This window comes from Aeromonas mytilicola subsp. aquatica (assembly GCF_044336385.1).
GTDB classification, from domain to species: Bacteria; Pseudomonadota; Gammaproteobacteria; order Enterobacterales; family Aeromonadaceae; genus Aeromonas; species Aeromonas rivipollensis.
Map to the genome: position 1 here is coordinate 2,391,121 of NZ_CP172298.1, position 21,211 is coordinate 2,412,331.

18 protein-coding genes are annotated in these 21,211 nt (G+C 62.3%); 8 read left to right on the plus strand and 10 right to left on the minus strand.

What is annotated here, in order from left to right; all coding sequences use genetic code 11:
* Positions 1-59: 59 nt before the first annotated feature.
* The 3 genes from hrpA to ACFWHB_RS11040 all read right to left on the minus strand — a co-directional run bounded on the left by hrpA (position 60) and on the right by ACFWHB_RS11040 (position 5,726).
* The gene (gene hrpA / locus ACFWHB_RS11030) at positions 60-3,974 is read right to left on the minus strand and encodes an ATP-dependent RNA helicase HrpA (protein ID WP_395948377.1); all 3,915 of its coding nucleotides are present in this window, start codon (positions 3,972-3,974) and stop codon (positions 60-62) included.
* A 176-nt stretch (positions 3,975-4,150) separates the two neighbouring features.
* Entirely contained in the window at positions 4,151-4,573 is a 423-nt protein-coding gene (locus ACFWHB_RS11035; RefSeq protein ID WP_395948378.1) for a CBS domain-containing protein, read from the minus strand.
* 82 nt (positions 4,574-4,655) lie between these two features.
* Positions 4,656-5,726, minus strand: coding sequence for a helix-turn-helix transcriptional regulator (locus tag ACFWHB_RS11040; protein WP_163154853.1), 1,071 nt, complete (start codon positions 5,724-5,726; stop codon positions 4,656-4,658).
* A gap of 459 nt (positions 5,727-6,185) precedes the next feature.
* On the opposite strand from ACFWHB_RS11040, the gene ACFWHB_RS11045 reads away from it, so the two are divergent.
* Positions 6,186-7,508 carry a YjiH family protein gene (locus ACFWHB_RS11045; protein ID WP_395948379.1) on the plus strand — a complete coding sequence of 441 codons (1,323 nt, stop codon included), beginning with the start codon at positions 6,186-6,188 and terminating at the stop codon, positions 7,506-7,508.
* An 85-nt stretch (positions 7,509-7,593) separates the two neighbouring features.
* Here the strand turns inward: ACFWHB_RS11045 and ACFWHB_RS11050 are convergent, their stop codons facing one another.
* Complete coding sequence (locus ACFWHB_RS11050; protein ID WP_395948380.1) at positions 7,594-8,484, minus strand: LysR family transcriptional regulator; 891 nt, start codon at positions 8,482-8,484, stop codon at positions 7,594-7,596.
* A gap of 97 nt (positions 8,485-8,581) precedes the next feature.
* Here ACFWHB_RS11050 and ACFWHB_RS11055 point away from each other — a divergent pair, with 97 nt between their 5' ends.
* The 3 genes from ACFWHB_RS11055 to ycaC are packed head-to-tail and all read left to right on the plus strand — an operon-like array spanning position 8,582 to position 10,257.
* Positions 8,582-9,448 carry a pirin family protein gene (locus tag ACFWHB_RS11055; protein ID WP_395948381.1) on the plus strand — a complete coding sequence of 289 codons (867 nt, stop codon included), beginning with the start codon at positions 8,582-8,584 and terminating at the stop codon, positions 9,446-9,448.
* Positions 9,449-9,471: 23 nt separating this feature from the next.
* Entirely contained in the window at positions 9,472-9,603 is a 132-nt protein-coding gene (locus ACFWHB_RS11060) for a hypothetical protein (protein ID WP_395948382.1), read from the plus strand.
* Positions 9,604-9,630: 27 nt separating this feature from the next.
* Entirely contained in the window at positions 9,631-10,257 is a 627-nt protein-coding gene (gene ycaC / locus ACFWHB_RS11065; RefSeq protein ID WP_106886811.1) for an isochorismate family cysteine hydrolase YcaC, read from the plus strand.
* Between the two features lie 122 nt (positions 10,258-10,379).
* Here ycaC and ACFWHB_RS11070 read toward each other — a convergent pair whose 3' ends face one another.
* From ACFWHB_RS11070 to ACFWHB_RS11085, 4 genes are all read right to left on the minus strand, one after another.
* The gene (locus ACFWHB_RS11070; protein WP_011706069.1) at positions 10,380-10,709 is read right to left on the minus strand and encodes a YbaB/EbfC family nucleoid-associated protein; all 330 of its coding nucleotides are present in this window, start codon (positions 10,707-10,709) and stop codon (positions 10,380-10,382) included.
* A gap of 130 nt (positions 10,710-10,839) precedes the next feature.
* Positions 10,840-13,359, minus strand: coding sequence for a DNA polymerase III subunit gamma/tau (gene dnaX, locus ACFWHB_RS11075; protein ID WP_395948383.1), 2,520 nt, complete (start codon positions 13,357-13,359; stop codon positions 10,840-10,842).
* A gap of 174 nt (positions 13,360-13,533) precedes the next feature.
* On the minus strand, positions 13,534-14,079 hold the full coding sequence (gene apt / locus ACFWHB_RS11080) for an adenine phosphoribosyltransferase (protein WP_042650168.1): 546 nt from the start codon (positions 14,077-14,079) through the stop codon (positions 13,534-13,536).
* Positions 14,080-14,211: 132 nt separating this feature from the next.
* Positions 14,212-14,589: a YbaN family protein gene (locus ACFWHB_RS11085; protein ID WP_106886813.1), complete on the minus strand. Its 378-nt coding sequence runs from the start codon at positions 14,587-14,589 to the stop codon at positions 14,212-14,214.
* Between the two features lie 177 nt (positions 14,590-14,766).
* On the opposite strand from ACFWHB_RS11085, the gene dusC reads away from it, so the two are divergent.
* From dusC to ACFWHB_RS11105, 4 genes are all read left to right on the plus strand, one after another.
* Positions 14,767-15,711, plus strand: coding sequence for a tRNA dihydrouridine(16) synthase DusC (dusC, locus tag ACFWHB_RS11090; RefSeq protein ID WP_106886814.1), 945 nt, complete (start codon positions 14,767-14,769; stop codon positions 15,709-15,711).
* 56 nt (positions 15,712-15,767) lie between these two features.
* Complete coding sequence (locus tag ACFWHB_RS11095; RefSeq protein WP_395948384.1) at positions 15,768-16,595, plus strand: AraC family transcriptional regulator; 828 nt, start codon at positions 15,768-15,770, stop codon at positions 16,593-16,595.
* A 75-nt stretch (positions 16,596-16,670) separates the two neighbouring features.
* Entirely contained in the window at positions 16,671-17,636 is a 966-nt protein-coding gene (locus ACFWHB_RS11100; RefSeq protein WP_395948385.1) for a DMT family transporter, read from the plus strand.
* Positions 17,637-17,717: 81 nt separating this feature from the next.
* The gene (locus tag ACFWHB_RS11105) at positions 17,718-18,086 is read left to right on the plus strand and encodes a TraR/DksA family transcriptional regulator (RefSeq protein WP_111910584.1); all 369 of its coding nucleotides are present in this window, start codon (positions 17,718-17,720) and stop codon (positions 18,084-18,086) included.
* 199 nt (positions 18,087-18,285) lie between these two features.
* Here ACFWHB_RS11105 and rnd read toward each other — a convergent pair whose 3' ends face one another.
* Entirely contained in the window at positions 18,286-19,398 is a 1,113-nt protein-coding gene (gene rnd, locus ACFWHB_RS11110; protein ID WP_025326940.1) for a ribonuclease D, read from the minus strand.
* A 100-nt stretch (positions 19,399-19,498) separates the two neighbouring features.
* The gene (gene fadD / locus ACFWHB_RS11115; protein ID WP_111910673.1) at positions 19,499-21,175 is read right to left on the minus strand and encodes a long-chain-fatty-acid--CoA ligase FadD; all 1,677 of its coding nucleotides are present in this window, start codon (positions 21,173-21,175) and stop codon (positions 19,499-19,501) included.
* Positions 21,176-21,211: the final 36 nt, after the last annotated feature.

The following is a 21,211-nucleotide window of genomic DNA, read 5'->3' on the forward strand; positions in this document are numbered from 1 at the left end:
TCGCACTCTTCGCCACGTTCTTCATCACACTATGGCTCAGAAAACAGATAGATAGCAGCTTAGCACTGGGCTATGGCGCTCTGCACCCGTTTATCCGAGATGGGGTACGGCGTCCCCAGCTGCTGGGCGAAGAAGGAGACCCGCAGCTCCTCAATCATCCAGCGGATATTGGCCACCTCGGGGGGGATCGGCTGGGATTTGGGGATCTTGGCGAGCAGCGCCTTGTAGTCACTCTCCACGCTCTGCACCTTGAGCATATGGACCCTGTCCCGGTTGGGATCGATGGCCAGCTTCTCGAGGCGCCGCTCGATGGCGCGCAGGTAGCGCAACAAGTCAGGCAGGCGCTGCCAGCCGGTTTCGGTCACGAACCCCTTGTGAATGAGGTTGCCCAGTTGCAGCTGGATGTCCGACATGGCAAAGGCGGTGTCGAGCTGCATCTTGCCCTTGAGCCGCTTCTTGATCTCATGGGAGAGGGTCAGCACGGCTTCTACCTGTTTGGCCACCTCCACCACGGCGTCATTGAGCTCGGCACGGACAAACTCCTTGAGCGACTCGAAACCGGCCTCGTCCCAGGCCAGGCCGCCGTGCTGCTCCATGAGCTTGTCACAGCCACAGGCGATGCAGTCGTCGATGAGCTCGGCCACCTTGCCGAAGGGGTTGAAGTAAAGCCCCAGCTTGGCCTTGTTCGGCAGCTTCTCCTGCAGATACTTGATGGGGGACGGCACGTTGAGCAGCACCAGTCGGCGTTGGCCCGCCCACATCAGCTGCTGCTGGGCCACCGGGCTCTCTACCAGCTGGATGGCGACCGAGTCCTTCTGATCCACCAGGGTCGGATAGGCCTTCACCTCGAAGCCGCTGCGCTTCTGGCTGTACTCCTGGGGCAGCTCGCCAAAGCTCCACAGGGTGAGGCCCGACTGCTCTATGTCGTCGTCCGCCACCTGGGAGAGGGTCTCCTGCACCTTGCCGCGCAGGGATTCCTTCAGCGCCTCCAGATCCTTGCCTTCCGCGATGAGCTTGTGCTTGTCGTCCACCACCCGGAAGGTGAGTTTCAGGTGATCGGGCACCGATGCCCAGTCCCAGGCTTCACGGGGCACTGTGACCCCGGTCATGCGGCGCAGCTGACGCTCCATCTCGTCCAGCAGCGGCCCCTGCTCGGGATTGAGGGTGGCGAGCAGCGCATCGGCGAAGTTCGGGGCCGGCACGAAGTTCTTGCGCATCGGCTTGGGCATCGACTTGATGAGGGCCACCAGCAGTTCATGGCGCAGCCCGGGGATCAGCCATTCGAACCCCTTCACCTCCACCTGGTTGAGCAGCGGCAACGGAATATGCAGGGTGACGCCATCGGCGGCCTCCCCCGGCTCGAACTGGTAAGTCAGCTTGAGCTTGAGGCGCCCCTGCTGCCAGAAGTTGGGGTAGTCGAGATCGCTGATGTGGGCCGCATCCCCCTTCATCAGCATCTCTTTCTCGAAGTTCAGCAGCTCGGGATCCTGCTTTTGCGCCTCCTTCCACCACTTGTCGAAGTGACGGGCGGAGATCACCTCCTCCGGCAGGCGGGCGTCGTAGAAGCGGAACAGATCCTCGTCATCCACCAGGATGTCGCGCCGGCGCGACTTGTGTTCCAGCGCCTCCACCTCGGCCAAGAGCTTGCGGTTCTCGCCAAAGAAGCGGTGGCGGGTCTCGAAGTCCCCCTCCACCAGGGCGCGGCGGATGAAGAGCTCGCGGCACTGAGCCGGATCGATGCGGCTGAAGTTGATGGTGCGCTCGTTGACCAGGGTCAGGCCATAGAGGGTCACCTTCTCCTTGGCCATGACGGCGCCGTTTTTCTTCGACCAGTGGGGGTCGCTGTGGTGCAGCTTGATGAGGTGCGCCGCCAGGGGCTCTACCCATTCCGGCTCGATCTTGGCGTTGATGCGGGCGTAGAGGCGGGAAGTCTCCACCAATTCTGCGGCCATCACCCATTTGGGCGGCTTCTTGAACAGGCCCGAGGCCGGGAAGAGGTGGAAACGGCCGTTGCGGGCGCCGAGAAACTCCGGTTTTTCCAGATCCTTGTTGCCGATATGGCTGAGCAGCCCCGTCAGCAGGGCGCAGTGCACAGTCTTGAAATCGGCAGGCTCATGGTTGGCTTTGAAGCCCAGCTCTTTCACCGTCTGGCGTAGCTGGAAATGAATGTCCTGCCATTCGCGCACCCGCAGGTAGGAGAGAAACTCCTTCTGGCACATGCGGCGGAAGGGGTTGCTGCCGAGGAGATCCTGCTGCTCTTTGAGGTAATTCCACAGATTGACGAAGGCGAAGAAATCGGAATCCTTGTCCTCGAAGCGTCTGTGCTGCTCGTCGGCGGCCTGCTTCTTCTCCATGGGCCGCTCGCGGGGATCCTGGATGCTGAGGCCGGCGGTGATCACCATCACCTCGCTCAGACAGCCGGTTTGCGCCGCCGTGATCACCATCCTGGCGAGCCGCGGATCGAGAGGAATGCGGGACAGCTGACGACCGATTTCGGTCAGCTGCAACTTGGGTTCCTGCTCCCGGGTGCCGGGCAGCTCTTTGACCGCCTCGAGCTCTTTCAAGAGAGTCAAACCATCCTTGATATGGCGCGACTCTGGCGGCTCGACGAAGGGGAAGGCCTCCATGTTGCCAAGGCCGAGCGCCAGCATCTGCAAGATGACGGAGGCCAGGTTGGTGCGCAGGATCTCGGGATCGGTAAAAGCCGGACGGCCATTGAAATCCTCTTCCGAGTAGAGGCGGATACAGATACCGTCCGCCACCCGGCCGCAGCGACCTTTACGCTGGTTGGCACTGGCCTGGGAGACAGGCTCTATGGGCAGACGCTGCACCTTGGTGCGCCAGGAGTAACGGCTGATGCGGGCGGTACCCGGATCGATGACGTAGCGAATACCCGGCACCGTCAGCGAGGTTTCCGCCACGTTGGTGGCCAGCACTATGCGCCGTCCGGCATGTTGCTGGAACACCTTGTTCTGCTCGGCATTGGAGAGGCGGGCGTAGAGCGGCAGCACCTCTGTGTCACGCAGATTGAGCTTGCGCAGGGCGTCGGCGGTGTCGCGAATTTCCCGCTCGCCGTTCATGAAGATGAGGATGTCCCCCAGCCCCTCTCGGGCCAGCTCTTCGACCGCATCGAAGATACCCTGCAGCTCGTCGCGCTCCTCCAGCCCCTCACTCTTGTCGCTGCTTTTTTTATCAACAAACAGGGGGCGGTAGCGGACCTCCACCGGATAGGTACGGCCTGAGACTTCGATGATGGGCGCCTGGTTGAAATGGCGGGAGAAGCGCTGGGGATCTATGGTGGCCGAGGTGATGATCACCTTGAGATCCGGGCGCCTTGGCAGCAGCTGCTTGAGATAGCCCAGGATGAAGTCGATGTTGAGGCTGCGCTCGTGGGCCTCATCGATGATGATGGTGTCGTACTGGGTGAGCATGCGGTCGTGCTGGATCTCCGCCAGCAGGATACCGTCTGTCATCAGCTTGATGTGGGTCTGCTCGCTCACCTGATCGGTGAAGCGCACCTTGTAGCCCACGTACTGGCCGAGCTCTGACTCCATCTCTTCCGCAATACGGGCCGCTACCGTGCGGGCCGCGAGGCGCCGCGGCTGGGTGTGGCCTATATAGCCCTTGATCCCGCGCCCGAGCGAGAGACAAATCTTGGGGATCTGGGTGGTCTTGCCCGAGCCGGTTTCCCCGGCGATGATCACCACCTGGTGTTCACTGATCGCCTTTGCGATCTCCGCCTGCTTCTGGCTGACCGGCAGGTTGTCCGGGTAAGTGACCCTGGGCACGCCCGCCAGACGGGATTGATAGCGCGATTCGGCCACCGCCAGATCGGCTGCTATGGTCTCCAGCATGGCGGTCTGTTTGCCTTCCGGCAGCTTCTTGACCCCGTGCAGACGGCTGGAGAGGCGACGGGCATCGAGATTCATGCAGGCAGAGAGACGGCGGCGCAGCGCCTCGATAGAGAGAGACAAGGTAGGAATTCCTTAAATAAGTGCCCAGAGGGGCCATATCGATAAGCTGGGAGCGATCCTAAAGAGCGAGCGGGGGCGGTGCAAGCCTTAAAGCGGCACCGGCAAGGTTCAATGGCCCGGCGGGCAATAAAAAGAGCAGGCCCCCGGCCTGCTCCCGATGATCCGGCAAAACCGGATCAGACCCTGGCCTGATGCACGAAGCAGGTACCAAGCTGGGCGTGAATGGCCTGCATCACGTTGTGGCGGCTGATCACCCCGAGCAGGCGACCCTCCTCCACCACGGGATAGATCTTCGGCTTTTGGCCCATCATCATCTCCGCCAGATCCAGGATGCTGGTGTCTGGCCCCACCGCCAGCACCTCCTTGCGCATCACATCCTTGACCTGGGCCACCTGCTCGCAGTGATAGGCCTCTTTCAACATGACGGCAATGCAATCCTGCTCGGACACCCAGCCAATCAGGTGCCCCAGGTTGTCCACCACGGGGCCGCCGAGCTGATGACTGTTGAGAAACTTGGTGACCGCATTTTGCACCATCATGTCCGCGCTGAACGTGATGGGCTTGGTCTGCATATAATCCCTTGCCTTGAGTGATTCCATGACGCTTCCCCCGACAGGCCTCCCGACGGGAGGCGCGAGCCAGGCACTATGCCCGGCTCACTCCAAGCATAGCTGGTGCCTATCAGGAGATGGATTGCAGCAGCAGCAGCAGCTCGTTCTGGCTGTGGCAGTCGGTCTTCTTGAACACCCCCTTGAGGGTGGAGCGCACTGTTTCCACTTTGACACCGCGCAGTTCGGCGATGTCGTTGCTGCTGTAGCCCTTGCTCATCAGCACCAGCAGCTCCTTCTCGCCAATGGTGAGGGGATAGAGGCTGGCCAGCGCCTCTATGTCCGGGTTGAAGGAGTGCTCGGGATCGCGCAATACCACTTCCACATAGCGCTCGAAGCGGCTGAGGCCGCTCATCAGGGTGCACTGGATCAGCAGGGGCCTGAGATTGGACTGACGGGGAATGGACATATAGGCGCTGGCGCCTGGCAGCAAATAGGCAAAGCCATTCAAGGTCTCCTTGAGCTGGCGTTGCTGCTCCTTATTTTGCAAAGAGAAAATACCATTGACCGCCCGCAGCTCGACGTTTTCATCGGCGATGCGGTTGAACGCCACATTGGAATAATGAATATGTCCCTTGTCATCTATGATGGCGCTGGGCTTATTATGGTTTTTCACCAGTTGCTGCAGCTGATAGTTCTGGGTTTCCAGGGCCAGCAGGTTCCAATAATGCTGGCTCCAGGCGGCCAGACCAGAATAGATCTCTGTCAAGGAGCTGAGATCCTGGCTGTTGAAGTCATCCTGAGCGGCGCCGCGATAACTGCACAGGGTGCTGAGACCTCGCCCCTTTACCCGACAGACACCGCCCGCCGCAAACTGGGCACCGAAGCTGGCCAGCAGGCCCACCGAGCTGGAGATGGTATTGGCGCTGACGATCCCCTGGCAGCCCTTGTCCAGATAATGGTTGAACCACACATCCTGGCGATGGTGTTGCACATAAAATTGCTGCTGGGCCTCGGTCAAGCCGCTGGAAAAGAGCTTTATTCCGTCGCTCTTGTCATCATCCCGCAATAAAAACAGGGATGAACTGCCGGACAGGTCGGCGCGAAATTGGTCCACCACCAACTTAATGTCAGAATCATTAATACCGCACTCGTATAACTGGCTGATATAGGGCGATATCCTTTCTTTCTCTAATGCCTTCACACCCGAACTCCTAATTCTTATTTTTATTGAAGGGGCATCTTACTCCGCAATGAGATACTCGAAAAGTAGTCAAATGAACAAAGGCTTTATGAGCATTTCATAAATAGTTATAAGAAAGCCTCCCTCGATGAGGGCAGTGAAAATGTTTAAATCCGGGCTCAGGTTTTCCGCTTTTTTGGTCGTTTTGGAAAAGCTTTATTTGCCCGGCTCCTGTCTGCCCTTCCTGCCTCCTTGCCTCTCTTGCCATGACGTCCCTTGCGCGGCCGCTCTGTCACGATCAGACGGCGGCCCACAGTGCCGCGATCGCACTCCTCCATAGAAAAGCGTCATACGGATTCCATTTTCATCGAATGTTGCTTTTTGGTGTATTTGTTGTTTCCATTTTGGGCTTGCGCCGATATTGTATATACAAATTAGGTCATCAAGGGAGTTGAACCATGTGGATCACAAGGAGAGGAAATGGAACCTGAACACGCACTTACCGCCCCTACCCGCTCAGGGGCTGGCATCAAACTGCTGCTGACCAGTGTGCTCGGCATCGCCATCTTTTTCGTGCCCTTCGAGCTCGCGGGCCGCAGCACCATACTGGTGGATCACCTGGCGGGCTTCCTGATGGCGCAGCGCCCGCTCGCCCTGGGGCTGATCCTGCTGCTGATCGCCTATGGTGCCATCAGCCCGCTGCTGGATGGTCGCTGGCGCGCCCGCCCCATCGACAGACTGCTGAGCCTGTTCAAGCTGCTCGGGCTGGGGCTGGCCATCATGTATGTGGCCGACTGGGGCCCCGCCTGGCTGATGACGCCGGATCGCCTGCCCTTCCTCTTTGACAAGCTGGCCATGTCGGTGGGCCTCATAGTGCCCATAGGCGCCATGGCCCTCACCTTCCTGCTCGGCTTCGGCCTGCTGGAGCTCATCGGCGTGCTGATGCAGCCGGTGATGCGCCCACTCTGGCGCACCCCTGGCCACTCTGCCATCGATGCGGTCGCCTCCTTCGTCGGCAGCTACTCGGTGGGCCTGCTCATCACCAACCGGGTCTTCCTCGCGGGCAAGTACACGGTACGGGAAGCCGTCATCATCGCCACCGGCTTCTCCACCGTCTCCGCCGCCTTCATGATCATAGTGGCCAAGACCCTCAATCTGATGGGGCACTGGAACTTCTACTTCTGGTCCACCCTGGTCATCACCTTCGTCATCACCGCCATCCTGGCGCGGGTTCCCCCCATCAGCACCATGGCGCACCAGGGCGAGACCGACGAGCCGCTGCCGGCCGGCATGAGTCGCTGGCAAGCGGCGCTGGCCTCCGGGCTCACCCAGTCCAGCCAGGCGGATCCCGTGCTGCGACAGTTGCAGGACAACCTCAAGGATGGCCTCTACATGGCCGCCGCCGTGGTCCCTACCATCTTGTCCGTCGGCCTGCTGGGGCTGCTGCTGGCCCAGCACACGCCGCTGTTTGATCTGCTGGGCTGGCTGCTGTGGCCCCTCACCTGGCTGCTGGATTTGGGAGAGCCGCTGGAGACCGCAAGAGCACTCTCGGCTGGCTTGGCGGAGATGTTCCTGCCCGCCATTCTGCTCAAGGATGCGGACCTGCTGGAGCGCTATGTGACCGCCGTGGTCTCGGTGAGTTCTGTGCTCTTCTTCTCCGCCTCCATCCCCTGCATCCTGGCCACCAAGATCCCGGTGAGCCTGGGGCAGCTGGTGGTGATCTGGCTGCTGCGCACCCTGCTTGGCATCCTGCTGGCGGCCCTGTGCGGCCGGTTGGCCATGGCGATGGGCTGGCTCAGCTAGGTTGACGTGATATCAAATAAACAAAGCGCCATCAGGCGCTTTGTTTATTTATGGGGCTGGCCGCCATTACCACCTCGGCGACCCGTTATTCGAGCCATTGACGCAGGGTCAGCGTGGCAAGATCCACGAAGGCGCGCAGCCTGGGGGCCATGAAGCGCTGCCTGGGATAGACGATATGAATGGGATCCGCCTTGCCATGCCATTCGGGCAGGACAGGCACCAGTCTCCCCTCTTCGCAGGCCTGGCGACACAGGTAGGAGGGCAACAGTGCCACCCCACCGCCCGCCTGCACCATGGCCATGATCAGGCCGACATCGTTGATCAGTGTCTGCCGGGCCAAAGAGACGGTCACACTGTTGGCGGCCCCGTCGTGGAGTACCCAGGCTTCCTTGCCCAGGGGCGTGAACTGCAGGCAGGCATGCTGCCGCAGCGCCTGAGGTGCATCTGGCACCCCGGCGCTGGCGAGGTAATCCGGGCTCGCAAACAGGGCCCAGCGCGCAATCCCCACCTGCTTGGCGATCAGCGTCGAATCCTTGAGAGGGCCGGTACGAATCGCGACATCGACCCCCTCGGCGACCAGATCCACGTAGCGGTTCATCAACACCAGCTCCACATCGACCTTGGGCCACTGGCTGCGCATCTGCCCCAGGATGGATGACAGGATCTGGTTGCCGATATCCACGGGAGCCGTGATGCGCAGCAGCCCGCAGGGCTCTTCCCGCGCCTCGGTCACAGCCGCCTCGGCGTCAAGCACATGCACCAGGCCGGCCGAGGCGTGGTCGTAATAGATCTGTCCGGCATCGGTCAGGTGCAACCTGCGGGTGGTCCGCTGCAATAGGGTGACGCCCAGACGCTTCTCCAGCATGGCCACCCGATGGCTGACGGTGGAGGTCGGCAAGCCCAGCAGACGCGCCGCCGCGCTGAAACTGCCCGCTTGCACGACCTTGACGAATACGACAACCTGATTGAAGTCCATCTTCCAACTCATTAGAAAGTGTTTTCTTATTTAACCATCTAGTCCGGTAAATGACTACTTTCTACACTGTCTCCATTGATTCAACGGAGGCATTGAGATGAAAGAACTGGCATTTATCAAGCGCAGCAACGAGAGGCATTGGGTCGGCGATGGCTTCCCTGTCAGGAGCATCTTCTCCTACAACGACATCGCCGAAGAGATGTCCCCCTTCCTGCTGATGGACCATGCAGGTCCGGCCAATTTCCCGGCCACCTCCCATCAACTCGGCGTCGGCCAGCACCCTCACCGCGGGTTCGAAACCGTGACTATCGTCTATGAGGGCGGCGTCTCCCACAGAGACTCCTCGGGGGGCGGCGGCACCATAGGCCCGGGTGACGTGCAGTGGATGACGGCCGCATCCGGCCTTATCCACGAGGAGTACCACAGCCCGGCATTTGCCAGGACGGGCGGCGCCTTCGAGATGGTGCAGCTGTGGGTAAACTTGCCCGCCAAAGAGAAGATGACGGCCCCTGGCTACCAGGGCATCACCGCCGACGAGATCCCTCGGGTGGCACTGCCAGAGGGCGCAGGGGAGGCTCGCATCATCGCCGGGCAGCTCGGCGATACCTGCGGCCCTGCCCGCACCTTCACCCCGATGAACGTCTGGGACATGCGTCTGAAGGCCCATCACCGGGTGACGCTCGAACTGCCAGAAGGACACACCACGGCGCTGTTTGTGCTCAAAGGCGCCATTCGCCTCGGCAACCGCCACCCTGTCCGCACCGCCGAGCTGGCAGTCATGGAGCGCCGTGGCAGCCAGCTGGTGATCGATGTCGAGGAAGAGACGACGCTGCTGCTGCTCAATGGCGCCCCCCTCGATGAACCCATAGTCGGTCACGGCCCCTTCGTGATGAACACCCAGGAAGAGATAGTGCAGGCTATCAATGACTACAACAGTGGCCGTTTTGGCCAGATAGGACGCTGACCTCGGGCCGGCAACAGGAACGCATGCTGCACAAGCAGACAATGCGCCCAGGTGCTGACCCGCTGAAAACCATAGACCGACAGCCGTTGATCGAGCGCTACGGCAAGGCACAAGCCGTGGCGAAAAACAACGAAGTGCTGGATTCCCAGCGCTGATACCCGCAACAACCAAGGAGAGTCATCATGGCTAAACCCTACGTCAAACTCGACAAGAACAACGCTGCCGTACTGCTGGTGGATCACCAGGCAGGGCTGTCCTCGCTGGTCCGTGACATAGAGCCGGACAAGTTTCGCAACAACGTGCTGGCGCTGGCCGCGCTGGCCAAGTACTTCGAGCTGCCGACCATACTGACCACCAGTTTCGAAAACGGGCCCAACGGCCCGCTGATGACAGAGCTCAAGGAGACCTTCCCGGATGCCCCTTACATTGCCCGCCCCGGGCAGATCAACGCCTGGGATAACGAGGAGTTCGTCAAGGCGGTCAAGGCCACCGGCAAGAAGCAGCTGATCATCGCCGGTATAGTCACCGAGGTGTGCGTGGCATTCCCGGCCCTGTCCGCCCTCGAGGAAGGGTACGAGGTGTTTGTCATCACAGATGCCTCCGGGACCTTCAATGAGATCACCCGTCACTCGGCCTGGGATCGGATGTCATCCGCCGGGGCGCAGCTGATGACCTGGTTTGGGGCCGCCTGTGAACTGCACCGCGACTGGCGCAATGACGTGGAGGGCCTGGGTACCCTGTTCGCCAACCACATCCCCGACTATCGCAATCTGATCAACAGCTACACCACAGTCCAGAGCAGCAAGTAATACACGTCTGCCCCGGGAAACCGGGGAACGGAAAAAACAAAACGCAGCTGACAGGGTGGGAACCCGGTCAGCTGCGTCATCGCCATGGATCATGGCTTTTAGATTTGAAAGGCGTTCAGCCCTTAGAAGGGCATCTTGAAGCCAGGGGGCAGTTGCATGCCACCGGTCAGTTCGCCCATCTTGCTCTTGTTCTGCTCTTCCACCCGGCGCACGGCGTCGTTGACGGCGGCGGCAACCAGATCTTCCAGCATCTCCTTGTCATCTTCCATCAGGCTGGGATCTATCTCGATACGGCGCACGCTGTGGCTGCCGGCCATGGTGACCTTGACCATGCCAGCGCCGGCTTCGCCGACGACTTCCATCTGAGCCAGCTGCTCTTGCATCTTCTGCATGCGCTCTTGCATCTGTTGGGCCTGTTTCATCAGGTTACCCATTCCACCTTTACCAAACATAGGTCGTCTCTCGTCTTGAAATCCGGCATCCAGCGCCGGGCTGTGGGCTTGTTCTACCCCGGATATGGGGGCAGCCAAAAGATTTTTCAACCGGAACTCGAGTCCCGGCATGGGATTTAACTCATAGCGCTCAGCGGCTCAGGGGCTCGATGCTCTCAGGATGGAGCACGGCGCCGAATCGCTGCTGCAGGAACTGAACATTGGGATCGTCCGCCAGATCCCGGCTCACCTGCTCACGCACTCCCAGATAGAGGCGATGCTCGATCTCGAGCGGCGTCTCCCGCGCCGGATCCGTGCCCAGGGTCACCTCGACACGCACCGGCTGTCCAAACTCCGGGCCTATGATCTCGGCCAGATCGGCAAGGGCTCTATCGCTGACCAGGTGGCGCTGCTCGGGCTTGAGCACCAGGGACACCAACTCCCCCTGCCGGGTCATCACAGAGTTGATGGCGAGCTGACGCAACCGGCCACCGACCCCGGTACGGGCGATGAGCTCGGCCCAGGGATCGCCGCAATTGACCAGCAGAGAAGAGGGGATCAGGCGGGTGACCTCCTCCCCCTCATCCGGCTGGGCGTCGCTCTCCAGCTCATCCCAGTCGATGGTCTCCATCACCTGGGCGGCCGTTGGCTGCACGTTTTCGGGCACGGCAAGGGGCGTCGTAACTGGGGTTGCGGCGACGGGGGCCTCGGCGGCCCTGGCGGGTGCGCCGTCCAGATCCCAGGGGGGCAAGTCGTCCGAGGCGGGACTGGCCTTTTGCGGAGCACTCGGCCTTGACGCTGGCGCCGCCGCTTGCGCTGCGGGAGCGCTGACCGGCCCGTCGCCGAAGCCCTGATTCAGATATTCCTCATAATCGCTACCGCTGTCGTCATAGGCCTCGAGGGGCGGCAGATCCTCATAGCCTGTCATGGGCCCGGAATAGGCGGGCGCCGCAGCGGCCTGCCTGGCAGGTACAGAGGGCGCTGGCGCCACAGGTTGCACGGCGGGAATGGCCAGGGGCGCAGCCGGTTTGCTCGGCGTCGCCCTGGGGGGCACAGAGCTGGTCGCCGCCCCGGCGTCGCCCCGCAGCCGGCTGCGCAGCAGATTGCGCTTGCCCAGCAGGCTCTGCATGCTGGAGGCCGCCGAGGGGGCTGCCTCGGGTTCAGGGGTTATGGCAGGAGCCGCCGTCGGCAGGACCTCCTCATGGAAGGATGCCGGCTGCTCGGATTCAAGGGGCTGTGCTTCCACTGCCTGGGGCGCGCCACCAGTCTGAGGCTCTGGCTGCATCGGCTGCGCCTCGTACCCCATCCGCTGCGCCTCTTCTAGCAGCTCATGCTGCTCGGCAAAGAGAGTCGCGTTCGATTCATCGTCGCCGGAAGCCGGCTCATCGGCCTGCACCACCAAGAGCGGCGCTGTCGGCGTCAGGGCTGCGGGCACGGCCGTGCTGGCCGCCGTCGCGGCCTGATGCGGGGCTGGCTCAGCCCCTGACGGCTTTCCCGGCAGGGTCGATACGGCCTCCCTCCCCGCCCCGGGCAGCGCGCCCATGGAGACGGGCAAGGCGCTCAGATTGGCGGGATGCACCGCCTCGCGGCGCGGCGAGAAGGCCAGCATCCGCAGGCAGGTCATCTCCAGCGCGGTGCGGCCATCGGGCGCCCAGGGCAAGTCTTTGCGCCCCCCCAGCACTATCTGGTAGCAGAGCTGCACCTCTTCCGGGCTCATGGCCCCCGCCAACTGCAGCAAGGCATCCGCATCCGCCCCCTGCTCCTGCACGCTGGCAGGGAGCAGCTGGGCCATGGCGACGCGATGGAGCAAGGCTTCCAGCTCGGCGTGGAGCTGATCGAAGTCCGGCCCCAGGGTGGCGATTTCGGTGATCTTGGCCATGGTGGACGGGGCATCCTGGCGCAGTATGGCTTCAAGCAACTGGTGCAGGTGGTGGTGGTCGAGGGTGCCCAGCATGGTCAGCACGCTCTCCAGACGCACGCTGCCGTTGCCGTGGGCCAGCGCCTGATCGGTGAGGCTCAGGGCATCGCGCATGCTGCCGTCGGCCGCCTTGGCCAGGGCCAGCAGGGCGCGGGGCTCGAACGGCTGACCTTCCTGATCCAGCACCCACTCCAGCTGCTTGGCGATCTGGCTCTGATCCAGGCTTTTGAGGTGGAACTGCAGGCAGCGGGACAAGATGGTGATGGGGAGCTTCTGCGGATCCGTGGTGGCCAGCAGGAACTTCACATAGGGAGGCGGCTCTTCCAGGGTTTTGAGCAGCGCATTGAAGCTGTGGCGCGACAGCATGTGCACCTCATCGATGAGGTAGACCTTGAAGCGGCCGCGGGCCGGGCGGTACTGCACGTTGTCGAGCAGCTCGCGGGTGTCTTCCACCTTGGTGCGCGAGGCCGCATCGATCTCCAGCAGATCGACGAAGTTGCCCTGATCGATCTCGCGGCAGGTATCGCATACGCCGCACGGGTGGCTGCTGATCCCCTGCTCGCAGTTGAGGCTCTTGGCCAGGATGCGGGCTATGGTGGTCTTGCCGACCCCGCGGGTGCCGCTCAGCAGGTAGGCGTGATGCAGCCGTCCCTGATCCAGGGCATTGGTCAAGGCGGTCAGCACATGTTGCTGGCCAACCACTTGTTCAAACGTATGGGGGCGCCATTTACGCGCCAGAACCTGATAGCTCATAGATCTCGATGCTGGAAAACGAGGCATTGAGGCAGGATGCTAACACAAATGGAGGGCGGGCTGTATGGGCTATCGGCCGCCGCGGGAGGGATCGCTTGATTTTCAAACCGGTGCCCATTCAGGCACCGGTTCGGGGCATTGGCGGGTTGACGAGGCCCGCCAGCCAAAGCGGTCTTACTCGCCCGCGAGTTCCACCAGCGAGACCACCTTGACGCCAGCGGCGGTCAGGCGGGCATCACCGCCCAGCGACGGCAGGGAGATGATGAAGGCCGCATCGGCCACTTCACCGCCGGCGCGGCGAATGAGCTTGACGGTGGCATCGACGGTGCCGCCGGTGGCCAGCAGATCGTCCACCACCAGCACCTTGTCACCGGGCACTATGGCGTCGGTGTGCAGTTGCAGGGTATCGGTGCCGTACTCGAGTGCATAGGACTCTTCGATGATGGCGCGGGGCAGCTTGCCCGGCTTGCGAACCGGCACGAAGCCCAGTCCCATGGCAAAGGCCACGGGGGCGCCGAAGATGAAACCGCGGGCCTCGGTGCCGACGATCTTGGTGATCCCTTGATCACGATAATGCTCGGCCAGCAGATCTATGGTGGCCTTGAAGGCCTCGGCATTCTCGATCAGGCTGGTGATGTCGCGAAACAGTATGCCCGGCTTCGGATAGTCGGGAATGGTCTTGATGCTCGCTTCGATAAACTTCAGGGTATCCGGATTCATTATTTGACCGCTTATTTTTGAGCCCAGGCGTGGCGTCTCTTGCGCTGCCCGCCAGCGGGCAATAAAAAGGCCCGTCATGCAAAAAATGACAGGCCGACTCCATAGCATTATTGCCGCAATAGCTTAGGGATTTCACTTCTCCATTGCAACTGGCTCCAGCACCGGCAGACGCATTAACCAGGTGAGCAGGATCACCATTATGACAACCAGCAGCAGCCTCACCCAGGGCAGCGGCACCACCAGCAGGGACACCGAGAAGGAGAGCAGGATGAAGACGATGGCACGGCGCCGGGCATGGCGCCGAATGCCGCGATATTGCTGCCAGTCATGGATGGGGGGCCCGAACCAGGGGTGTGCCAGCAGCCAACGGTGAAAACGGGGTGACGAGCGGGCAAAGAGGGCCGCCGCCAGCAACATGAAGGGGGTGGTCGGCAGCAGGGGCAGGACTATCCCGACTATCCCGGTGGCGAAGGCAAGCCAGCCCAGGGCCATCAGACACCAGCGTTTCATGGGTACTCCTCTGAATGCATCTCTGCCTTTAGCCTAACAGAGTTGGCCCGGAAGCTGACAGCCTGGCCCATGCGGCGGCAGTCGATTAGGCCCATCGAGTGGGCAGACGGCTGACAACGCCAGCCATTGCCACTACAATCTGCGCTCTTTTTTCTCCCCTTGTCTTCGGAAGCAGCTATGCGCGTTATTTTGGCCCCCATGCAGGGGGTGCTGGATCACCTGATGCGGGAGGTTCTCACCTCCGTCAACGATTACGACCTCTGTGTCAGCGAGTTCATCCGGGTCGTCGATCAGCTGCTGCCCGCCAAGGTGTTCTATCGCCTCTGCCCCGAACTCAAGCAGGATGGCAAGACCCGTGCCGGCACCCCGGTGCGGGTGCAACTGCTGGGCCAGCACCCCGAATGGCTTGCCGAAAACGCAGTGCGCGCCATCGAGCTCGGCTCCCCCGGGGTCGATCTCAACTTCGGCTGCCCCGCCCCCACGGTCAACAAGAGCAAGGGGGGCGCCGTGCTGCTCAAGGAGCCAGAGACCGTCTATCGCATCGTCAAGGCGGTGCGCGAAGCCGTCCCTGCCCACCTGCCGGTGAGCGCCAAGATCCGCCTGGGTTACGACGACAAGGAGCTCTATATGGACAACGCCCAGGCGGTCTTCCAGGGGGGCGCCAACGAGCTCGCTGTCCATGCCCGCACCAAGCGTGAAGGCTACAAGGCGCCGGCGCACTGGGAATACGTGGATCTCATCCGCCGCGCCCTGCCCATTCCGGTGACCGCCAATGGCGAGATCTGGGATCATAAAGATGCCCTCGCCTGCGCCAGCGTCTCCGGCTGCGACGCCCTCATGGTGGGCCGTGGCGCCATCTCCCTGCCCAATCTGGCCAACGTGATGAAAACCGGCTGTGCCCACATGAGCTGGGCCGAGGTGTTGCAACTGATGGTGAGCTACACAGAGCAGGATCTGGCGAGCGACAAGGCCGACTACTACCCCAGCCGCATCAAGCAGTGGTTCTCCTACATAGTGCGGGAATACCCCCAGGCCGATGAGCTGTTTCGCCGCATCCGCACCATCAAAACCGCAGACGAGATCCGTACAGCCCTCGAGCGCGAGTGCGCCGCACGGGCCTAGTCTTGGCCGCCGCAGCGCGGCGCCCTATGATGAAGGCTCAATGACAGGAGGTCAGGATGCAGGGAGTACCGGTCACATTTACCCATCAGCACGACAGGGCCGATTTTCGCGCCCTGCCGGGGCAGCCTGCGACCGAGCTCTATCGCGCCCACATCCAGCACCACATCTTCGATCCCCATAGCCACGAGGGGTTTGGCCTCGGTGTCATCGAGTGCGGTGCCGAGCGTTTCCGCTATCGTGGCAGCCAGCTCCTGGCAGGCCCCGGCAGCCTGGTGCTGATGAACCCCGATGAGCTGCACACGGGCGAGGCGGCCTGCGAGCAGGGGTGGCGCTATCGCATGCTCTACCTGCCCGCCGATCGGCTCGAGGCCATCAGCGGCGAGCGCGGCTGGTATTTCGCCGAAGCCGTGCGAAGCGACCCGCGCACCGCCCCCGTCCTGCAGGCGGCCCTGGACGCCCTCTGGCACTGTGACAGCGAGCTCGCCGCCGACGGCCTGTTGCTGAGCGTGTGCGAGACCCTGCGCCCCCATGCCCGGGCCCTGGCGGCCCCGCGCGAAGCAGCCCACCCTCTGGGCCGCGCCATCGACTATATGCAGGCCTACTTCGCCCGCCCCATTACCCTGACCGAGCTGGCGGGGGCGGTGAACCTCAGTCCCTACCACTTTCAGCGCAGCTTCAAGGCCCGCTTTCATGTCACCCCCCAGCAGATGTTGATGGCCATCCGCCTGCAGCGGGCCAAGGGGTGGCTGGCCGCCGGCCTGCCCGCCGCCGAGGTGGCCGCCGCCTGTGGTCTGGCCGATCAGTCGCACCTCAACCGCGCCTTCCTGCGCCGCTATGGCACCACCCCGGTGCGCTACCAGAAACAGGTACAGGCTGGCCGCTAAAGCGCAATCTGGTTCAATACGCCGCCCTTACCCCCCTGCTAGGCTGGCCTCCTTCTTCTTTACCGGATATGGAAAATGTTGATCGGAGTCTTGTTTGCCCTGCTGGCCGGCCTGATGTGGGGGCTCATCTTCGTCGCCCCCCTGCTGGTGGACGGCTATCCCCCCGCCCTGCTCGCCAGCGGCCGATACCTCGCCTTCGGCCTCATCGTGCTGCCGCTCGCCTGGCAGGCCCGCAAACGCCTGGCGGCCCTCTCGGCCAGCGACTGGCGCGAGGCACTCACCCTCACCCTGGTGGGGAATCTCATCTACTACTTCTGCCTGTCGGGGGCCATCTTGCGCATCGGCTCACCGCTGGCGGCCATGATCATCGGCACCCTGCCGGTGGTGACGGCCCTGGCCGCCAACCGCCTCTATGGGGCACGGGACGGCCGCCTCTCCCGCGCCCGTCTCTACCCGGCCCTGCTGCTGATGGGGGTCGGCCTCTATCTCGTCAACCGTGCCGAGCTGACCTGGCACACCGAGGCGCGCACCGAGCAGCTGTTCGGGTTCGTCCTGGCGCTGGTCGCCGTGCTGTGCTGGACCTGGTATCCCCTGCGCAATGCCCGCTGGCTGCGCGAGCACCCGGACCGCAGCCCGGCCGTCTGGGCCACCGCTCAAGGGCTGGTGACCCTGCCGGTGGCACTCATTGCCTACCTCGGCAGTCTCGGTCATCTCGCCCTGAGCGCACCGGACTTTCCCCTGCCCTTAGGGCCGACGCCCCTGCGCTTCGTGCTGCTGATGGGGGTGGTGGGGCTCTTTTGCTCCTGGCTCGGCACCCTGTGCTGGAACGAGGCGAGCCAGCGCCTGCCGACCGTGCTGGTGGGACCGCTCATCGTGTTCGAGACGCTGGCGGGGCTGCTCTACGCCTTCATGCTACGCGGCACCATGCCTCCCATGAGTACCCTGGTCGGCGTCGTCTGCCTGGTGGTCGGGGTGCTCCATGTGATCACCGGCAAGCCGCGACACCAGCCGGAAAAACGCGTCAAAGCACGGTTAACTTGACTCATGTCATCTTGATAAGCCGCGGGTTTCCCTATACTGGTCGAGTTTTATCACTCGTCTTTGGGGGCTGTTGTGTGTGAAGTGACGCAAGCCCGGTTGGCCGAATGGCGTGAGCGCCTGCTGACCGATTGGGCGCAAACAAGAGAAGAGCTGATTGCTCAGCTCAAGGCCTGTCGTCGTGACGACTGGGCCCAAAAAGTGGGAAGCTGCGAGCGGGATCAACTGGTGGATCTGACCAGTCGCCTCGACTTGCCCAAGGTGGAGCTGAGCGTGGCACGGCTGAAACGCCTCGACGCCGCGCTCTGCCAGATGGAACTGGGTCTCTATGGCCTCTGCTCCGATTGCGAGGAGCCGCTTGCCATCGATCAGCTGGATCAGGATCCCAGCCTGCAACGCTGCCCGCGCTGCGAAACCCGTTATCGCAAGGGATTCCACGCCCACGAACTCTGATGGGGGCACCCTCAGTGCCCGCCATTTATCTGTGACTCCTCTCCCCGCTTCCTTTACCCGCCATAGGTGATCCCCGGCGCCAGGGGCGCTCATGCCTGTTCGCCCGGCTGGCCGGACTGCAACGGACACAAAAAAGGGAAGTCATTGACTCCCCTTCTTCAGGTACTGCGTTCCGACCCACGAGGTCGGGATGGTCCGGTTACTGGGCCAGCAGATGCCCCACCAGCTCATGACGCCAGCCTTGCAGCAGCATGGGCTTGTCGGCGCGTGCGCGCTCCTCGGCGCTCATCCGCCAGCTCCAGGTGAAGTACTGGTGGATGATCTTCTTGCTGGCAACCAGCTCAGGCGGGATGTTGCTGGCCTTGGCCTTCTCTTCCACCATGGCCTTGATGCGTTTGAGCTCGGCCTTGTACTGGGGGTAATCCACCAGTCGACGAATGGGCTCGGGCCAGCCTTCGGGGTCGCTCTGCTGGGCCGCCGCGACTATGTCCAGCATCCGCTTGCCGTGGATCTTGATCTCGATGGGGGCCAGCCCCAGCTCGTTGAGATCCCGCAATGAAGTGGGCCGACGCTCCGCCACCTTGAACAGGTGCAGCTCCTTGACCACGAAGTTCAGAGCCAGATCCCGGCGCACCGCCTCTTGCTGGCGCCAGGCGGCAAGCTCGCGCAGAATAGCCAGTTCGCGCCGACCCAGCTGCCAGGCGTTGATGATCTCGAGGTAGGCCTGACGGGGATCGCTGCCCTGGGTCTTGCGGGCGGAGTGGTTCTGGCACTCCTGCTCGAACCAGGCAAACTTGCCGCTCTCATGCAGCCTGGCCATCACCTTCTCGTAGAGGGGCATCAGGTAGAAGACATCCGCCGCCGCGTACTCGAGCTGGCGCGCAGTCAGGGGACGGGCCAGCCAGTCGGTGCGGGCCTGATCCTTTTCCAGCTCCACGCCGAGGAACTCCTTGACCAGGGCGCCGAAGCCGACCGAGACGCCGTAACCCAGAAATGCCGTCGCGAGCTGGGTGTCGTGCATCTGGTTGGGCAGGTGGCCCGCCTGATGCTGGATGAGCTCCAGATCTTCACCCGAGGCGTGCAGTATGGCGATCTGCCCTGCCCGGCCGAGCCGCTGCCACAGCCCCGAGAGGTCCAGGGTCAGGGGATCCAGCAGGGCGAGGCGTTCGCCGTCATAGATCTGGAACAGACCGAGCTGGGGATAGTAGGTACGGGTGCGAACGAATTCGGTATCTATGGCCAGGGGAACGTCGGCCAGGGAAGCGAGATACTGCTCCAGTTCGGCTTGCTGTGAAATGAGTTGATATTGCATCTTTGCCTGCACGTTGGTCGGGACCCAGAAAGAAAAAACCGTGGCATGACCCACGGTTTTGCATAACGACAGCGCTTGACTGCAGAGCAGTGCATGCCGGTTACTGCTTGGCAATCTCCTCGTCGCGCAGCACGCGCCTAAGGATCTTGCCCACATTGGTCTTGGGAAGTTCGTCGCGAAATTCTACCAGTTTCGGCACCTTATAGGCAGTCAGATGTTTGCGGCAGTGGGCAATTATCTCGTCCTCCGCCAGCTTTGCATCTTTCTTGACCACGAAGATTTTCACCAGTTCGCCGGAAACCGGGTTGGGCACGCCGACGGCGGCCACTTCCAGCACCTTGGGATGGAGCGCCACCACGTCTTCAATCTCGTTCGGATAGACGTTGAAGCCGGAGACCAGGATCATGTCCTTCTTGCGATCGACGATCTTGAAGAAGCCCTGCTCGTCGCACACGGCGATGTCACCGGTACAGAGCCAGCCATCCTGCATCACCTCGGCGGTGGCCTCGGGACGCTGCCAGTAGCCCGTCATCACCTGGGGGCCGCGCACCTGCATCTCGCCGGGAGCACCCAGCTCGGTGATAACCTGCCCCTTGTCATCCACCAGCCGGATCTCGGTGGAGCAGACCGGCAGACCGATGGAGCCGTTGTAATCCACCAGATCGTAGGGGCAGACGCTCACCAGGGGTGAACACTCGGTCAGGCCATAGCCTTCCAGCAGCGGGGTATGGGTCAGCGCCTTCCACTGCTCGGCCACCGCACGCTGCACCGCCATGCCGCCGCCTATGGTGAGCTTCAGACGGGAGAAGTCCATGCTCTGGAACTCGCCGTTGTTGACCAGGGCATTGAACAGGGTGTTGACCCCTGTGATGCAGGTGAAGGGGTACTTCTTGATCTCTTTGACAAAGCCCGGGATGTCGCGGGGGTTGCTGATGAGCAGGTTGTAGCCACCCAGGCGCATGAACAACAGGCAGTTCACCGTCAGGGCGAAGACGTGGTAGAGCGGCAGCGCCGTGACCACAAACTCCTTGCCCCGCTCCAGCACGGGGCCATAGACGCCGAGGCACTGCTCCACGTTCGCAATCATGTTGCGGTGAGTCAGCATGGCCCCCTTGGAGAGGCCCGTGGTGCCGCCTGTGTATTGCAGGAAGGCGATGTCCTGGTTGCTGATTTCGGGCTTGATGTACTGCAGGTAACGGCCCTTGGCCAGTGCCTGGCGCATGGTGCTGGCGTGCGGGAGGTTGTATTTGGGCACCAGCTTCTTGACGTACTTGACCACGAAGTTGACCAGGGAGCCCTTGGCCAGGCCGAGGTTGTCCCCCATGCGGGTCAAGATCACGTGCTTGACCGGGGTGTCGTGCACCACTTTTTCCAGGGTATGGGCGAAGTTGGAGACGATGACGATGGCCTTGGCGCCGGAGTCTTTGAGCTGGTGCTCCAGCTCACGCGGGGTATAGAGGGGGTTGACGTTGACCACCGTCATGCCGGCCCGCAGTATGCCGAACACGGCGATGGGGTATTGCAGCAGGTTTGGCATCATCACCGCCACCCTGTCGCCCTTGCCGAGCTTGAGCTCGTTTTGCAGGTAGGCGGCAAAGGCACGGGACTGCTCTTCCAGCCGGCGATAGGTAATGGTCTGCCCCATGTTGACGAAGGCGGGCTGGTCGGCAAACTGGGTCACCGACTCTTCAAACATCTCGACCAGGGAGCCGTATTGGTCTGGATTGATCTCGGCGGGCACCCCTTCTGGATAACGCTTCAGCCAGACTCTTTCCACGAACTTCTCCTGCATAACTAGCACCTGTGCGCTCAC

Bases quoted from the DNA above. Each gene is read 5' to 3' on its own strand.
- ACFWHB_RS11035 (WP_395948378.1), bottom strand. From the start codon at position 4,573: ATGGAATCACTCAAGGCAAGGGATTATATGCAGACCAAGCCCATCACG.
- ACFWHB_RS11045 (WP_395948379.1), top strand. From the start codon at position 6,186: ATGGAACCTGAACACGCACTTACCGCCCCTACCCGCTCAGGGGCTGGC.
- ACFWHB_RS11050 (WP_395948380.1), bottom strand. From the start codon at position 8,484: ATGGACTTCAATCAGGTTGTCGTATTCGTCAAGGTCGTGCAAGCGGGC.
- ACFWHB_RS11055 (WP_395948381.1), top strand. From the start codon at position 8,582: ATGAAAGAACTGGCATTTATCAAGCGCAGCAACGAGAGGCATTGGGTC.
- ACFWHB_RS11060 (WP_395948382.1), top strand. From the start codon at position 9,472: ATGCTGCACAAGCAGACAATGCGCCCAGGTGCTGACCCGCTGAAAACC.
- ycaC (WP_106886811.1), top strand. From the start codon at position 9,631: ATGGCTAAACCCTACGTCAAACTCGACAAGAACAACGCTGCCGTACTG.
- ACFWHB_RS11070 (WP_011706069.1), bottom strand. From the start codon at position 10,709: ATGTTTGGTAAAGGTGGAATGGGTAACCTGATGAAACAGGCCCAACAG.
- dnaX (WP_395948383.1), bottom strand. From the start codon at position 13,359: ATGAGCTATCAGGTTCTGGCGCGTAAATGGCGCCCCCATACGTTTGAA.
- apt (WP_042650168.1), bottom strand. From the start codon at position 14,079: ATGAATCCGGATACCCTGAAGTTTATCGAAGCGAGCATCAAGACCATT.
- ACFWHB_RS11085 (WP_106886813.1), bottom strand. From the start codon at position 14,589: ATGAAACGCTGGTGTCTGATGGCCCTGGGCTGGCTTGCCTTCGCCACC.
- dusC (WP_106886814.1), top strand. From the start codon at position 14,767: ATGCGCGTTATTTTGGCCCCCATGCAGGGGGTGCTGGATCACCTGATG.
- ACFWHB_RS11095 (WP_395948384.1), top strand. From the start codon at position 15,768: ATGCAGGGAGTACCGGTCACATTTACCCATCAGCACGACAGGGCCGAT.
- ACFWHB_RS11100 (WP_395948385.1), top strand. From the start codon at position 16,671: ATGTTGATCGGAGTCTTGTTTGCCCTGCTGGCCGGCCTGATGTGGGGG.
- rnd (WP_025326940.1), bottom strand. From the start codon at position 19,398: ATGCAATATCAACTCATTTCACAGCAAGCCGAACTGGAGCAGTATCTC.